The 15,299-nt window shown below is 59.9% G+C and carries 15 protein-coding genes; 10 read left to right on the top strand and 5 right to left on the bottom strand.

The features are described 5' to 3' along the window. Positions 1 to 100 precede the first annotated feature (100 nt). Entirely contained in the window at positions 101 to 1,243 is a 1,143-nt protein-coding gene (locus Q1W15_RS05310) for an MltA domain-containing protein (protein WP_300724771.1), read from the top strand. A gap of 160 nt (positions 1,244 to 1,403) precedes the next feature. Here the strand turns inward: Q1W15_RS05310 and Q1W15_RS05305 are convergent, their stop codons facing one another. Then, positions 1,404 to 1,790: an MAPEG family protein gene (locus tag Q1W15_RS05305; protein WP_300724769.1), complete on the bottom strand. Its 387-nt coding sequence runs from the start codon at positions 1,788 to 1,790 to the stop codon at positions 1,404 to 1,406. Positions 1,791 to 2,099: 309 nt separating this feature from the next. On the opposite strand from Q1W15_RS05305, the gene Q1W15_RS05300 reads away from it, so the two are divergent. From Q1W15_RS05300 to Q1W15_RS05290, 3 genes are all read left to right on the top strand, one after another. Continuing rightward, entirely contained in the window at positions 2,100 to 3,365 is a 1,266-nt protein-coding gene (locus Q1W15_RS05300) for a sodium:proton antiporter (protein ID WP_300724767.1), read from the top strand. A 201-nt stretch (positions 3,366 to 3,566) separates the two neighbouring features. After that, positions 3,567 to 3,932 (top strand): hypothetical protein, encoded by a 366-nt coding sequence (locus Q1W15_RS05295; protein WP_300724765.1) that lies wholly within the window; start codon positions 3,567 to 3,569, stop codon positions 3,930 to 3,932. 1 nt (position 3,933) lies between these two features. Continuing rightward, positions 3,934 to 5,922: a pyrroloquinoline quinone-dependent dehydrogenase gene (locus Q1W15_RS05290; protein WP_300724763.1), complete on the top strand. Its 1,989-nt coding sequence runs from the start codon at positions 3,934 to 3,936 to the stop codon at positions 5,920 to 5,922. A 65-nt stretch (positions 5,923 to 5,987) separates the two neighbouring features. On the opposite strand, the gene Q1W15_RS05285 is transcribed toward Q1W15_RS05290, so the two are convergent. Further along, on the bottom strand, positions 5,988 to 6,917 hold the full coding sequence (locus tag Q1W15_RS05285; protein WP_300724761.1) for a LysR substrate-binding domain-containing protein: 930 nt from the start codon (positions 6,915 to 6,917) through the stop codon (positions 5,988 to 5,990). Positions 6,918 to 7,026: 109 nt separating this feature from the next. Here Q1W15_RS05285 and Q1W15_RS05280 point away from each other — a divergent pair, with 109 nt between their 5' ends. From Q1W15_RS05280 to Q1W15_RS05270, 3 genes are read left to right on the top strand one after another with little or no spacing between them, the layout of a single operon-like run. Further along, on the top strand, positions 7,027 to 8,268 hold the full coding sequence (locus Q1W15_RS05280; protein ID WP_300724759.1) for a D-amino acid dehydrogenase: 1,242 nt from the start codon (positions 7,027 to 7,029) through the stop codon (positions 8,266 to 8,268). Between the two features lie 30 nt (positions 8,269 to 8,298). After that, on the top strand, positions 8,299 to 8,649 hold the full coding sequence (locus Q1W15_RS05275) for a RidA family protein (RefSeq protein ID WP_300724757.1): 351 nt from the start codon (positions 8,299 to 8,301) through the stop codon (positions 8,647 to 8,649). A gap of 26 nt (positions 8,650 to 8,675) precedes the next feature. After that, complete coding sequence (locus tag Q1W15_RS05270) at positions 8,676 to 9,578, top strand: transporter substrate-binding domain-containing protein (RefSeq protein ID WP_300724755.1); 903 nt, start codon at positions 8,676 to 8,678, stop codon at positions 9,576 to 9,578. A gap of 54 nt (positions 9,579 to 9,632) precedes the next feature. On the opposite strand, the gene Q1W15_RS05265 is transcribed toward Q1W15_RS05270, so the two are convergent. Continuing rightward, positions 9,633 to 10,274, bottom strand: a complete 642-nt coding sequence (locus Q1W15_RS05265; RefSeq protein ID WP_300724753.1) for an HD domain-containing protein — start codon at positions 10,272 to 10,274, stop codon at positions 9,633 to 9,635. 192 nt (positions 10,275 to 10,466) lie between these two features. Here Q1W15_RS05265 and Q1W15_RS05260 point away from each other — a divergent pair, with 192 nt between their 5' ends. Continuing rightward, positions 10,467 to 11,432 (top strand): DJ-1/PfpI family protein, encoded by a 966-nt coding sequence (locus Q1W15_RS05260; protein ID WP_300724751.1) that lies wholly within the window; start codon positions 10,467 to 10,469, stop codon positions 11,430 to 11,432. 40 nt (positions 11,433 to 11,472) lie between these two features. On the opposite strand, the gene Q1W15_RS05255 is transcribed toward Q1W15_RS05260, so the two are convergent. Next, positions 11,473 to 12,192 (bottom strand): 16S rRNA (uracil(1498)-N(3))-methyltransferase, encoded by a 720-nt coding sequence (locus Q1W15_RS05255; RefSeq protein WP_300724749.1) that lies wholly within the window; start codon positions 12,190 to 12,192, stop codon positions 11,473 to 11,475. Between the two features lie 61 nt (positions 12,193 to 12,253). Beyond that, positions 12,254 to 13,660: an adenosylmethionine--8-amino-7-oxononanoate transaminase gene (locus tag Q1W15_RS05250; protein ID WP_300724747.1), complete on the bottom strand. Its 1,407-nt coding sequence runs from the start codon at positions 13,658 to 13,660 to the stop codon at positions 12,254 to 12,256. Positions 13,661 to 13,928: 268 nt separating this feature from the next. On the opposite strand from Q1W15_RS05250, the gene Q1W15_RS05245 reads away from it, so the two are divergent. Together Q1W15_RS05245 and Q1W15_RS05240 are read left to right on the top strand one after the other, a co-directional pair. Continuing rightward, positions 13,929 to 14,480: a cytochrome b gene (locus Q1W15_RS05245; protein ID WP_300724745.1), complete on the top strand. Its 552-nt coding sequence runs from the start codon at positions 13,929 to 13,931 to the stop codon at positions 14,478 to 14,480. Positions 14,481 to 14,512: 32 nt separating this feature from the next. Beyond that, a complete protein-coding gene (locus Q1W15_RS05240) occupies positions 14,513 to 15,091 on the top strand; it encodes a YceI family protein (protein ID WP_300724743.1) in 579 nt (192 codons plus the stop codon). Positions 15,092 to 15,299 lie beyond the last annotated feature (208 nt).

The raw sequence follows: 15,299 nt of genomic DNA, 5'->3' as shown, positions 1-15,299 counted from the left end.
CCAGTATCCCCGTGTCATCCACAAAGACCAATACCCTTATTGAATAGAGGGTTGCCTTGAAGGCTTTCCAGCCTCGGCAACCCACGAAGGAACATCGTTGATGAATAGCTTTTTCAAGCCGCTGGCCTGGGCCTTCCCCGCTGTCATGTTGTTGGCCGGTTGCAATGGCACCGACAAGGACACCGCAAAACCCGAGCCTCACACCACCTACAGCAAAGCTGACTGGAGCGCCCTGCCGGAAGTGACCGGGGCCGACCTGCAAGGCGGTTTCACGTCCTGGCGCAGCGCCTGTACCCGGCTCAAGGCCGACCCGAACTGGGGCAACCTGTGCAGCGAAGCCGCCCGCCTGCCGGCCAGCCCCAGCGTGGCTGAAATCAGCAGCTTCCTGCAGACCCACCTCGACGTGTACAGCCTGCGCTCGGCCGAAGGCAGCAACGGCGGGTTGATCACAGGCTATTACGAGCCGGTCTACCCCGGCAGCCTGAAACCTACCGCCACGGCCAACGTACCGATTTACGGTGTGCCGCCGGATTTGATCGTGGTGAACCTGGACAGCGTCTACCCCGAACTCAAGGGCAAACGCCTGCGTGGCCGCCTTGAAGGGCGCGTGATCAAGCCCTACGACACGGCTGAAACCATTAACAACAAAGGCCTGGATGCGCCCGTACTCGCGTGGTTGACCGACCCCATGGACCTGCAGTTCTTGCAAATCCAGGGCTCCGGCCGGGTGCAACTCGATAATGGCCGCCAGTTGCGCATCGGTTACGCGGACCAGAACGGCCACCCGTACAAGCCCATTGGCCGTTGGCTGGTGGAGCAAGGTGAGCTGAAGAAAGAAGACGTGACCATGGCCACGATTCACGCCTGGGCGGCAGCACACCCGCAGCGCGTGCCTGAATTGCTCGCCAGCAACCCCAGTTACGTATTTTTCACCCAGAACCCCGACAGCAACGAAGGCCCGCGTGGTTCGCTGAACGTGCCACTCACGCCCGGCTACAGCGTAGCGGTGGATCGCAAAGTGATTCCGCTGGGCAGCCTGTTATGGCTGTCCACCACCGAACCCAACGGCCACCCGATCGTGCGCCCGGTGGCGGCCCAGGACACCGGCGGTGCGATTGCCGGTGAAGTGCGCGCCGACTTCTTCGTCGGCACTGGCCCGGCTGCAGGGCAACTGGCCGGCGACATGAAACAAAAAGGCAATATCTGGTTGCTGTGGCCAAAGGGTATGGCATTGCCGCAGTAAAAAACGCCGAAATCGTGTTCTCAGTTGGACCGACGGCCATGAGTCCGCCTGGTTTTTGATCGAAGGGCCCCCTTAAACCACGCTGGACGAACGCCGGTTTTTGCGCAGCGGGCAAGCCGGCGTTTGCTGCGCGACGGGGCGGCCCCTCCCGCGAGTGGCATCAGGCCGATACGCAAAACAGGCTCACCACCATCCCCATACCGATAAACCAGACGATTGAGCGAAGGATTGCCCAGTCGGCCAGATAGAAAATGATGTACAGCATGCGGCTGGTGATAAACAGCACCGCCAGTACGTCGATTGTCTCCTGCGGCGCATTGCCCACGATATCGGCAATGATCACCGCTGCCGCGAACGCCGGGGTCACTTCAAAGCTGTTGAGCTGGGCACTGTGCGCCCGCTTGGCAAACCCCTGCAGCCCATCGAGAAACGCACGCGGGTCATGGTTCTGTTTAGGCCCGAACTTACCGTCGCTGAACTTGGCAAACGCGGTACACACATAGGTCAGGCAGAAGGCTACCAGTACACACCAGAAAGCTACCGTCATAAGATTTTCCTTTTCTAAATGTTCAGCACTCGCAGGGTTGCCAGCACTGTAGACGCCTTTAATGTTGGAGGAATTAATTCTGCATATGTCAGCAGCGGTTTATAATACCTGCCGACCACTCTGCACCCGGTTCCACCCACACCCATACCCAAAACCGTCAGCGCCAGGCTCATTATTGAGGCTTTCGCACAGCTGACACACCGGCGTCGTATCGTGGTCCATACGGGGATGTTCTTTTACAACCATCGCCCCTCACTTGGCTCCGAATCGCTCGGGCCTTCCTTCACTCACGCCACCACAGGATCCCGGATGCTTGAGCTTGTCGCTGCGTTTATTTGCCTGACCTCTTTACTGACTTATGTGAATTTCCGATTTATCGGCCTGCCGCCCACCATTGGCGTCATGGTCACCGCCCTGCTGTTCTCACTGATTTTGCAGGGCCTGAGCGTGCTCGGCTATCCGGGCCTCGAAGACCGCGTGCAAGAACTGATCGGCCAGATCGACTTCGGCGATCTATTGATGAACTGGATGCTGGGCTTCCTGCTGTTTGCCGGGGCCTTGCACGTTAACTTCAACGATGTGCGCAGCTACCGCTGGCCTATCGGCCTGCTCGCCACCGTCGGCGTGCTGATCGCAACAACGGTAATCGGTAGCCTGGCCTACTGGATTTTCGGCCTGTTCGGCTGGCACATCAGCTTTTTGTACTGCCTGCTGTTTGGCGCGCTGATTTCCCCCACAGACCCGATTGCAGTGCTGGGCGTGCTGCGGACCGCCAATGCCTCCAAACCGTTGAAAACCACAATCGTGGGCGAGTCACTGTTCAATGATGGCACCGCGGTTGTGGTGTTCACCGTGTTGCTGGGCATTGTGCAACTGGGCGAAACCCCGAGCCTGGGGGCCACGGCGATGCTGTTCGCGCATGAAGCCATCGGCGGTGTGGTGTTCGGCGGGTTGATTGGTTATTTGGTGTACCGAATGATCAAAAGCATCGAGCAGTATCAGATCGAAGTGATGCTGACCCTTGCGCTGGTGATTGGCGGCTCGGCCATGGCCAGTGAGCTGCATGTGTCCGCGCCGATTGCGATGGTGGTGGCCGGGTTGATCATCGGCAACCTGGGCCGCAACAAGGCCATGAACGACATGACCCGCCGCTATATGGACGGTTTCTGGGAACTGCTCGACGACATGCTCAACGCCTTGCTGTTTGCACTGATCGGCATGGAACTGTTGCTGCTGCCGTTCTCGTGGCTGCACCTGCTGGCCGCCAGCGTATTGGCCGTGGCGATCTTGCTCTCGCGCCTGCTGACCGTGGCACCGGCCATTGTGTTGCTGCGCCGCTGGCGCAACGTGCCGCGCGGCACTATCCGTATCCTGACCTGGGGCGGCCTGCGGGGCGGTGTTTCAGTGGCCCTGGCGCTGGCCTTGCCGCTCGGCCCGGAGCGCGACTTGATCCTGAGCATCACCTATATCGTCGTGCTGTCATCGATCCTGTTCCAGGGCCTGACCATCGGCAAACTGGTGAGTCACGTCACAAAGGACAGCCCCGCGCCGGCCGAAGCAGACCGCGCGCATTAAGCCCTTCTCTGGCGGCGCTTGAGCCGCCAGAACACCGGCTGTGACCCTGTCGCCGCCGGATTCCCCGACAACTGTCACAGTTATTTCAGCATATTGCTGCATACCTCCTGCGCTTCCCGGCACGTTGACTACACTCAGCGTTCGCTGGATCGATTTTCCCTTGGCATGACCAGACAACCTAAAGCGGAAAAGGAGAAACGGATGTCATCACCCTCTGCGTCAAGCGGGCACCGTCTCGGTGCCAATATTCTGATCGTCGCCGCCGTGATCGCCCTGTGCATCACTGCCTGGCGTTTCTTTACGCCGCTGTCCGGGGTCACAGACTCCGGAGGGGCGATGGTCGCGATGCTGGCCGAGGTTGTGTTGATCATCCTCGGCCTTTTGTTGCTCAAGTCCCACACCGGCGGGTTTAGACGTTTCATCCTGTTCCTGGGGTGGGTGGGTGTTATCGGGACATTCATTGCCGCACTCTTCCTGCACGGGTGGTGGACCGCCGCCGTGATTGCCGTGGCCGCGCTGGGTGTCGTCATCGAAACCTTTAGCCACACGCCAACCAGGAGCCTGTGAGATGAATGGAATGAAAAAACATCTGTTGGCCACCCCCGCGCTGTGCATGTTGGCCAGTATGTCTGGCGCACACGCCGACACCTATACCGTGCCACCACCGTTACTGGCCACGGCCACCCTGTCAGCCGAAGAGGCCAAGCTGCCGCTGCCCAACGGCAAGGAGTGGGACACGTTCCACGGCCAGTTGAGCGCGCAAAAATACTCGCCGCTTACCCAGATCAATAAAGACAACGTCGGCAACCTGACCAAGGTGTGGCAATACTTCACGGGCGACATGTCCACCGGCACCGGCAAGCTTCCCCCATCGGTCTGGTCGGCCACGCCGATCTTTGCCAACGACACCTTGTACGTCGGCACCCCGTTCTACCGCATCATTGCCCTCGAACCCGAGACCGGCAAAGAGAAGTGGACCTTCGATACCAAATCACCGCTGGTGGCCGAAACCCAGCCTGCGCTGAAATCCCGGGGCGTGGCCTACTGGCAGGAGCAGAACCCCAAGGCGGGCGAGGCCTGCCAAAAGGTGGTCTACCTGGGCACCATGACCGCGCAACTGTTTGCCGTTGATGCCGACACCGGCAAGCCGTGCGAAGGCTTCGGCAAAAACGGTGTGGTTGACGTTAACCAATGGAACACCCAGAACCCCAAATGGCCGTTGTCGGTGCTGCAGCCGCCTACCGTGATCGGTGACAAGCTCATCGTTGGCTGGGCCGGTAAAGACTGGGAGTACGAAGTCGAGTCCCCAGGCTCGCTGTTTGCACTCAACGCCCGCACCGGCGAACTGGAGTGGGAATTCAAGCCTATTCCGGAAGAGGAAGCAGGCAAAACGGGTACCGCCAACATCTGGACCGCGATGTCCTATGACCCGTCCCTGGGCCTGCTGTACATCCCGGTTTCATCGCCGTCACCCAACTACTGGGGCGGCAACCGGACCAACGCCATTCCGTTGGGCACCTCAACCACGGCGCTGGACATCAACACCGGCAAAGTCGTGTGGTCGCGTCAGTGGGTTCACCACGATATCTGGGACTACGACATCAACTCGGCCCCGACCCTGATGGACATCACCGTCGATGGCAAGCCAGTAGCGGCGCTGGTTCAGGCGACTAAAATGGGCTTCCTGTTCACCGTTGACCGGCGCACGGGCGAAGACATCTGGCCGATTGAGGAACGCCCGGTACCGCAGGGCGACGTGGCCGGTGAAGTCTACTCACCCACCCAACCGTTCCCGACCAAACCCGCGCCGTTACTGGACCAGTCCAAAAAACCGGCCATCTGGAAACCGGCAGACATTGTTGGCTTTGGTCAGTGCTCGAAAATGTGGGATGACCTGGTGTACGACGGCATGTACACGCCGCCCAGCACCAAGGGCGCAGGCGCTTTGGCCTACCCGGACAGCGCCGGTGGCGTGCAATGGGGGGGCGTAGCGTTCGACCCGGTCAGCCAGGTGGCCGTGGTCAACACCTCGCATATCGTGCAAATGATCAAACTGTGGGACCGCGCGTCTTACGACAAACAACCGAAGGAGTCCGGTAACGAAAACGGCTTCTACCCACAGATCGGCGCACCGTTTGGCCTGTCGCTGCTTAACGCTCAAAACTGGGCAGGCATGCCGTGCTGGGCACCGCCTTTCGGTGAGATCGTTGCCATCGACATGAACACCGGCGATGTGAAATGGCGCCGCCCAATGGGCGCTGTTCAACAGTGGGGCTGGTACATGCCTGAAGACATGGGCTCACCGACCATTGGCGGCCCGGCCATCACCGCAGGGGGGGTCGTGTTTATCGGGGCCTCCATGGACGCCAAAGTCCGCGCCTACTCCCTTGAGGACGGCAAGGAGTTGTGGTCTGACATCGTGATGGCACCCGCTGTGGCCAACCCGGCCGTGTACGAATACAAAGGCCGGCAGTACGTGGCGTTTGTGGCCGGCGGCAACTCGATCATGAAGGATCAAGTGGGCGACCAAGTGGTGGTGTACGCACTGCCGAAGTAAGCCGTGTAAATCTCACAGGGCCTGCCAGGCCCTGTGAGAGCAACGCTGTAGGCTGTTGCACCGCGTCAACGGCTACGGCCCTTATCTCCCCCCTCTATGCGCTGTAGTTGTTCACTCGCGCGCTCGGCAAACAGTTGCAGCAACCCCTCCAATTGATGCACCGGGGCCTCGTCGGCTCGGGTCAGCGCATACAGCGTGATCGGTAACGCCGGGGTCAACGGACGAATCACGGTGCTTGCCCGCGAAGCACCCAACGCCGTGAACGGGTCGATCACGGCCAACCCCGCGCCAGACTCCACCATCGCCCGCGCCAGCGAATAGGTCTGCACCGCAATGTTGATGCGCGGTGGCGGCTCAATCGCTTTGAGGTAACTGTCCAGTTGCGCAAACAATGGGTCAGTGTTGCTCAGGCCAATCAGCGGTGCGTCCGCCAGGTCCTGCAACGCCAACGGCACGCCCTCGCGGTCATCCGGCCACAAACCTCGTGGGGCCAGCGCCACCAGCACACCGTGGGCCAGCGCCTGGGCTTTGAGCCCTGGGTGGTCAGGGCGTTTAAACGTCAACGCCACGTCCAGTTCCCGCATCAGCAGGTTTTGCACCAATTCACGGCTGTGCGCGCTCGCCAGTTCGCAACGGATATCAGGGTAACGCCGCGTCCACTCGCCTATCACCGGCGGCAGTAACGACAGCGCCAGCGCCGGTGTGCTGCCAACACGCAAGCGATGCCCCGGTGTACGCCGCAAGCTTTCAGCCAAACGCTGCACGCCTTGCACACTCTCGCTGACTTTTTCGACCTCACGCTCCAGCAACAACGCTTCAGGCGTGGGTTGCAGTTTGCCGCGCACGCGCAAAAACAACGGGAACCCCAGTTGCATTTCGGCATGCTGCAGCACTTTGCTCACCGCCGGTTGCGACACGTGCAACAACTGCGCGGCAGCACTGATGGAGCCGGTCTGGCGAATCGCCTGGAAAATTTCAATATGTCGCAAGCGCATGGCGGCCATCCATAACCTTTGTTTATGGGGCAAGTATCTTTAATCATTGTTCGCGGCGTGTCACCTGCCCCTAATCTGAAACCCGCACAACAGTGGGCTAAGGATTAACATGGGACAGCGCGTTTGCATCATCGGCGGTGGGGTTATCGGGCTGGCAACAGCATATGCGCTGGTGCGCGATGGCTTTGAAGTCAGCGTGATAGAAGCCCGCCCCACGCTTGCCAGCCAGACCAGTTTTGCCAATGGCGGCCAGTTGTCGTACCGCTATGTGGCACCGTTGGCCGATGCCGGTGTGCCGTGGCAGGCGCTGGGCTGGATGCTGCGCGGTGATTCGCCCCTGAAATTGCGCCCGCGCATGGACCCGGCGCAATGGCGCTGGCTGGCCTCTTTTGTGGCCGCGTGCCGCGGGTCGGTCAACCAGCGCAACGGGGCACACCTGTTGCGCCTGGCGCTGCTGAGCCAGGCCACCTTGCAACAATGGCGCGATGAAGATCACCTGGACGGGTTTGCCTGGCGGCGCAACGGCAAACTGGTGGCGTTTCGCGAGGCGTCGAACTTCGCCAAGGCCCGTCAAAAAGTGGCCAACAGTTCCTTTCAGCAAGCGCTTTCAGCCCACGAATGTGCGGCTCTGGAACCCGGTTTGCAGGGCTCAGCGTTTGTCGGCGGCATTTACACCCCCGATGAAGAAGTTGGCGATTGCCACGCGTTTTGCCAACACCTGTTCGCCCGTTTGCAGGCGTCAGGGCGCTGCACATTTTTATTGGGTAGAACCGTCACCCGCCTTCATCACGAGCACGGTGAGGTCAAGGCCGTGCACATGGGCGACGAGGTGCTGCCGGTCGATCAACTGGTGCTCGCGGCGGGGCACAACAGCCCGGCGCTGAGCCTGCCGGGGCTTAACCTGCCGCTGTACCCGCTCAAGGGTTACAGCCTTACCTTGCCCCTGACCGACCCGGCCAAAGCCCCCGATGTAAGCATTACCGATTACGACCGCAAGATTGTGTACGCCCGCATTGGCCAGCAATTGCGTATTGCAGCGATGGTCGACATCGTCGGTTTCGATACGTCGCTCGACCCCAAACGGCTCGCACAAATGCGTCAGTTGGCCCAAAGCACCTTCCCGGAGGCTGGCGACTACGCACACGCCATTGAGTGGGCGGGCATGCGCCCGGCCACCCCCAGTGGCGTGCCGATTCTGGGGGCCAGCGGCTATCGCAACCTGTGGCTCAACCTGGGCCACGGCGCACTGGGCTTTACCCTGGCCTGCGGCAGCGGGCGCTTGCTGAGCGAACTGATTGCGCAGCGTAAAACCTCCATTGACCTTCAAGGCCTGGCCTTACAGGCCGCCTGAACACCCACCCACATCACAAGGAAATGCCCGATGACGATTCACCGCATTCACAGCAATGACCGTTTGAGCGCCGCGGCGACCTTTGAGGCGTTGGTGTTTCTGTCCGGGCAGGTACCGACCCAGAGCGAAGACATTACCGCGCAGACCCAGGAAGTCCTGCACAAGATCGACGCCTTGCTGGCCGAAACCGGCAGCGACAAGGACCACATCCTCAACGCCACGATTTACCTGCAAAACATCGAGCGCGATTTTGCGCCCATGAACGCGGTATGGGCCGCCTGGCTGTCAGCCGGTAAAGCGCCTACGCGCACCACGCTGCAAGCACAACTGGCACGGCCGCAAGTGCTGGTGGAAATCAGCGTGATTGCTGCACGTCGTTAATCAGCTTGAAACCGGAGAATAAGAAGATGAAAAAACTTACCTTGATCAGTTGCACGTTGGGCCTTTTGCTCAGCCACTCACTGCACGCCAGCGAAGCGTCGCTGCAAGGCACCCTCAAAAAAGTCGCGGATTCGGGGACCATAACCCTGGGTTATCGCGATGCCTCGGTGCCTTTCTCGTATGTGGGCGATAACAGTGGCAAGCCGATGGGCTACTCGGTGGACCTGGCCAACAAAATTGTCGAGCGCATCCAACAACAAACCGGCGGCACGCCGCTGAAGGTCAAGTACAACCTGGTGACCTCGCAAACCCGCATCCCGCTGGTGCAAAACGGCACGGTGGACCTGGAATGCGGGTCAACAGGGGTGACGGCCGAACGGCAAAAGCAGGTAGCGTTTTCGTACGGGTTTATCTACGTCAAAGGCCAATTGCTGACGGCGAAAGACAGCGGGATCAACGGCTTTGACGACCTGCGCGACAAAAACGTCGTGACCACGGCGGGCACCACCAACGAGCGTTTCCTGAAAAGCTACAACGCTGACCACAAAATGAACATGAACGTGATCAGCGCCAAAGATCACGGCGAAGCGTTCAAGATGCTCGAAACCGGCCGCGCGGTGGCCTTTTACATGGATGACGCACTGCTGTATGGCGAACGCGCCAAAGCCCGCGATCCGCACAAGTGGGTCGTGGTCGGCAACGAGCAATCCCGCGAAATCTACAGTTGCATGGTGCGCAAAGATGACCCGCAGTTGCTCGCAGTGGTCAACCAGGCGCTGGCGGACCTGTATCAGTCAGGTGAGATCAACACCGTTTACCAGCGCTGGTTTGAGCAGCCTATTCCACCGAATGGCCTGAACCTGGAGTTCCCTATGACCGCCGAACTGAAACAGATCATCGCCAAGCCGACGAGCGACCCGGTGGAGTAAACCTGACGGTCTCTCTGTAGCCGCCTGCGAACGGCGGCTACAGAGCCAACCGGATCAGGACGCCCACGGCGACTGGCGGATGATGTCGACAAAGTTCATGGGCTTGAAGGTGGGATCGATGTCCACCAGCACATCGGCGTTGACAGTGCCGAACGTGGTTTCAGGCCGGTGTTTAAAACCGTTGGCGAACGCGCAGAGGATGCACGCCTTGAAGCCTTCGCCGCGCGGGTGCGCATGCACCACGGCCTCGCGCTGATCCGCTGGAAAGGCGGCGTAATCAATCCCCAGCACGTCCATCTCAACACCCGCTGTCACCAATGCCACGTTCGGCCGCAAATGCTGCGGTACCCCCGGCGTGGTATGCAGCGCAATGGCCAGCCAGACCTGCTCGATGTCGTCGTCGCTCAGGCCGAACGGCTTCATAAAGGCCTTGGCGCTGTTGGCGCTGTCCACTTCAAAACGCTCAAGGTCCGTGCGATGGCCTTCCATCAGACCCAGGTCGTGGAACATCGCCCCCACGTAAAGCAATTCAGGGTTATAGGCCAATTGCTTGCGCTGACCGCTCAGGGCACCAAACAAGAACACCCGCCGCGAGTGATGATACAGCAGATCGGTTTCAACATCGCGGATGTACTCTGTCGTTGCGTTGGCCAAGGCACTGTCCGGGATGGCGATGCCTGCAATGGTCTGACTCATGGCGAACTCCTCGATTCGGTGCCGCAGCAGCACCGTCAGGCCCAGTGTGGGCCGCGTCACCGATGGCAACAATCGACATAAAGGTGCGATTCGTGCCAATCAGGTGACAGTCACGGCCAATGGCCCGAGTCTGCTTGCCGACCTCCAATGAGTGGGGTATTTCATCGCTTACTTCTCTGACGGTGGCCCCTGATGACCCTCCATGTTGCGTTAATTGTTTTCCCCGGCGTACAGGCGCTGGATGTCACCGGCCCACTGGACGTGTTTGCCGAGGCCAATGCCTTCCTGCCCCCGGATGAGCGTTATACGCTGGAGGTGATTGGGCTTGAAGCGGGTTTGCTGAGTTGTTCGAACGGGCTCTCGATTCAGGCTCACCGGCATTTTTCCGAGGCACGGCACGGTTACGACCTGGTGCTGTGCGCGGGCGGGCCCCTGTTGCCCGAGCAGGATTTTGGCCCGGCGTTTACGGCTTGGTTGCGTACCGTATGCCGTCAGTCCCGGCGCTTCGGGTCGATCTGCAATGGCGCGCTTCTGCTCGCCCGGGCCGGGTTGCTGGAAGGTCGGCACGTCACCACGCACTGGAGTGATGTCGCCGCCCTCGCCCGCCTGTGCCCGAGTGCACAGTTGGAGGCCGACCGTTTGTATGTGCAGGACGGCAATCTGTATACCTCGGCGGGGGTCACGGCCGGGATCGACCTGGCGCTCTATGTGCTGAGCCAGGACCACGGCCCGCAGGTCGCCCTGAAGGTGGCCAAGCGGCTGGTGGTGGTCACCCAGCGCTCGGGCGGGCAGTCTCAATTCAGTCCGTTTTTGACACCCGTCACCCCTGACGATTCGCCGGTGGCGGCGGTGCAACGGCTGGTACAGGCCAACCTGCGCGCTGACCTAACCATCGGCGAACTGGCGCACGCGGCCAACATGAGCCCACGTAACTTCTCCCGAGTGTTTGCTCGTGACACCGGTATCACACCGGCGCAATTTGTAGAAGGGGCACGGGTGGACGCCGCCCGCGCCTTACTGGAAAACCCGGCGCTGGCGCTCAAGACCGTGGCGTATGCATGCGGTTTTCGCGATGCGCACCACCTGCGGACCGTGTTTGTGCGGCGCTTGGGCGTGTCGCCGCAGCAGTTCCGCACACGTTTTGCCGCGATGGTGTAGCGGCCTACATGCCTGTGTAGAAGTCCCAAAGGGACCTGGGTTAGAAATCGCCCCACAGTTGCTGAGCCACGGCCAATGCGACCACTGGGGCCGTTTCGGTGCGCAGCACACGCGGGCCAAGCCGAGCCGGTTGGAAGCCTGCCGCTTGGGCGTGTTCAACTTCGCGGTCAGTCAGGCCGCCTTCGGGGCCGATCAAAAAGGCCAGACGCGCCGGCTTGGCATGGCTAATCAGGGGCTCGGCCACCGGGTGCAGTACCAACTTGAGATCGGCTTCGGTGGCTTTGATCCAGTCGCTCAGCAGCACGGGCGGGTGAATCACCGGTACCCGCGAACGGCCGCACTGCTCACAGGCGCTGATCGCCACTTGCCGCCAATGCGCCAGGCGCTTGTCGGCCCGCTCATCCTTGAGCCGCACTTCGCAGCGCTCGCTCATGAGCGGCGTGATTTCGGTGACACCCAGTTCGGTGGCCTTTTGAATCGCCCAGTCCATGCGCTCACCCCGGGACAAACCCTGGCCCAAGTGAATGGCTAATGGCGACTCCACTTGCCCGACGAACGTTTCATCGATTAGCACTCGCACACGCTTTTTACCGACTTCCAGCAAACGCCCCAGAAACTCCTGACCCGAGCCGTCGAACACTTGCAGGGCATCGCCCTCGGCCATGCGCAGCACGCGGCCAATGTAATGCGCCTGGGCTTCAGGCAGCTCATGCTCACCAAGGCTCAAGGGCGCATCGATAAAGAAACGGGACAGTCTCATTTAAACTCTCTGAAAAAGCCCCTGTCGCCGCGGGCTTGCTCGCACCGACAGAGGATTAAAATTAACCCGGATCGCGAAAGTCTGGATGAAAGCTCGCAGGCACGGCCACGCTGACATCCGTACGCGTCGCGATATCGATCCCTTCGCTGGCTACTTCAGCCAGGAAGTCGATCTGCTCGGGGGTAATCACGTAAGGCGGCAAGAAATACACCACACTGCCCAGCGGGCGCAACAACGCACCCCGCTCCAGCGCGTGCTGGAATACTTTCAGACCGCGTCGTTCCTGCCACGGGTAAGCCGTTTTGCTGGCTTTGTCCTGAACCATTTCTATCGCCAGCACCATCCCCGTCTGACGTACTTCAGCCACGTGCGGGTGATCGGCCAAATGCGCCGTCGCGCTGGCCATGCGTTGGGCCAGGGCCTTGTTGTGCTCGATGACGTTGTCTTCTTCGAAAATATCCAGCGTGGCCAAGGCGGCAGCACAGGCCAACGGGTTGCCCGTATAGCTGTGTGAATGCAAGAAGGCACGCAAGGTCGGGTAGTCGTCGTAGAACGCGCTGTACACCTCGTCGGTGGTGACGCAAGCCGCCAACGGCAGGTAACCGCCGGTCAGCGCCTTTGACAGGCACAGAAAGTCCGGCGTAATACCGGCCTGCTCACAGGCAAACATCGTCCCGGTGCGACCAAAACCCACCGCGATTTCATCGAGGATCAAATGCACACCGTATCGGTCGCAGGCTTCGCGCAGCAGCGTGAGGTACACCGGGTGGTACATGCGCATGCCGCCGGCACCCTGAATCAGCGGTTCGACGATGACTGCCGCGACGCTGTCGTGATGTTCGGCCAGCGTCTGCTCCATGGCCACAAACATCGTGCGCGAATGCGCTTCCCAGCTCACGCCTTCAGGGCGCAGGTAGCAGTCGGGGCTTGGCACTTTGATCGTGTCGAGCAGCAAGGCTTTGTAGGTCTCGGTGAACAGCGGCACATCCCCTACCGACATCGCGGCCATGGTTTCGCCGTGGTAGCTGTTGGTCAGGGTGACAAAGCGTTTTTTCGCGGCCTGGCCGCGATTGAGCCAATAGTGAAAGCTCATTTTCAGTGCCACTTCGATGCACGACGAACCGTTGTCGGCATAGAAACAGCGCGTCAGGCCTTCAGGCGTCATGTTCACCAGGCGCTCGGACAATTCGATCACCGGCTGATGGCTGAAGCCGGCGAGGATCACATGCTCCAGTTGATCCACCTGATCCTTGATGCGCTGGTTAATACGCGGGTTGGCATGCCCAAACACATTCACCCACCAAGAGCTCACCGCATCCAGGTAGCGCTTACCTTCGAAGTCCTCCAACCACACGCCTTCACCGCGCTTGATGGGAATCAGCGGCAGTTGCTCGTGATCTTTCATTTGGGTGCAGGGGTGCCATAACACGGCAAGGTCGCGCTGCATCCATTGATTATTCAGGCCCATTTCCACTCTCCTGGCGCTGGCTCCCGGCGTGTGCGGGTAAACAAGGGCGCAAGCCTATGCAATGCGCGGGCGCGTAACAAGCGGTTACGGGCCGTGTGTGGAGAACGAGCGTCAGGCGCAACCTGTCATTAACACGCGTTAATGTTTTCTTAATAAGGTCATCTCAGGCTACAGATCGTATTTATCGATACCTTGCAGCGAAAAAATGCGCTTTCATTCGATAGGTAAAGCGCTAGTCTTAGTCCCACGTTCCCACAGGATGTCGGCAATGCAACTACGTAACTCTTCTTCTCGCTATGGTGCCGTGAGCATATTCCTGCACTGGTCGGTGGCACTGGCGGTGTTTGGGTTGTTCGCATTGGGCTTGTGGATGGTCGGTCTCGACTATTACGACCCTTGGCGCAAAGATGCCCCAGACCTGCACAAAAGCATTGGCCTTACGCTGTTGGCAGTGATGATCGTGCGGGTTGTGTGGCGCTGGATCAGCCCGGCACCGCCGGCGCTTGACAGTTATAGCCGTGCCACGCGAATCGGTGCCAAATTTGGGCACGCGTTTTTGTACCTCAGCTTGTTCGCCCTGATGATCGCGGGGTATTTGATCTCTACAGCCGAAGGCGTTGGTATTCCTGTCTTTGGGCTGTTTGAAGTGCCAGCACTGATATCCAGCTTGCCCGATCAGGCTGATGTTGCTGGCGTTGTGCACCTGTGGCTGGCCTGGACCGTGGTGATTTTCGCGACGTTGCATGGTCTGGCTGCCTTTAAACACCACTTTATCGACCGTGATGCCACCCTGACTCGTATGCTGGGGCGCAAAGCGTGATGCTCAACCTCAACTCACAAGGAATAGAACGCATGTTGAAAAAGACCCTCGCCGCTTTGGCTATCGGTGCTGCACTGTTGACCGCTGGTCAAGCCATGGCCGCTGATTACAAGATCGACAAAGAAGGCCAACACGCCTTCATCGACTGGAAAATCAGCCACCTTGGCTACAGCTTCATTCACGGCACGTTCCGGGACTGGGACGGCACGTTCTCGTGGGACGCTGCCAAGCCTGAAGACAGCAAAATCGACGTCACGCTGAAAACCGCCAGCCTGTTCTCCAACCACGCAGAACGTGACAAGCACATTGCCAGCAAAGACTTCCTGGACGTGAGCAAGTACCCGGAAGCGAAGTTCGTCTCTACCTCCGTTAAACCTACGGGCAAAGACACCGCTGATGTCACCGGCGACCTGACGTTGCACGGCGTGACCAAGCCAGTGACGTTCAAAGCAACGTTCAACGGCGAAGGCAATGACCCGTGGGGTAAAGAGCGTGCCGGTTTCGACGCCACCACCACGCTGAACCTGAACGACTTCGGTATCAAAGGCCCGGGCCCTAGCTCTCAGACCCTGGTGCTGAACATCTCGCTGGAAGGCGTGAAAACCAAGTAAACACACGTTTACGCGGCGTATAAAAAATGCCCCGGCTCACCAGCCTGGGCATTTTTTTATGCGCGCATGCCCATCACGCCCGTAGGAGGGGCCGCCCCGTCTTCGGTGTCGCGCTGTCGCGCAAAGAACTGAGGGCCCTTTAGATCAAAAGCCAGATCAAAAGATCACGAGCAAGCTCGTTCCCACAAACGCTGCCATCCGTAGAGGC

The organism is Pseudomonas sp. (assembly GCF_030150285.1).
Taxonomy (GTDB): Bacteria; Pseudomonadota; Gammaproteobacteria; order Pseudomonadales; family Pseudomonadaceae; genus Aquipseudomonas.
Note: the sequence above shows the minus strand (reverse complement) of the source record. Positions and strands in the feature narration are given on the sequence as shown.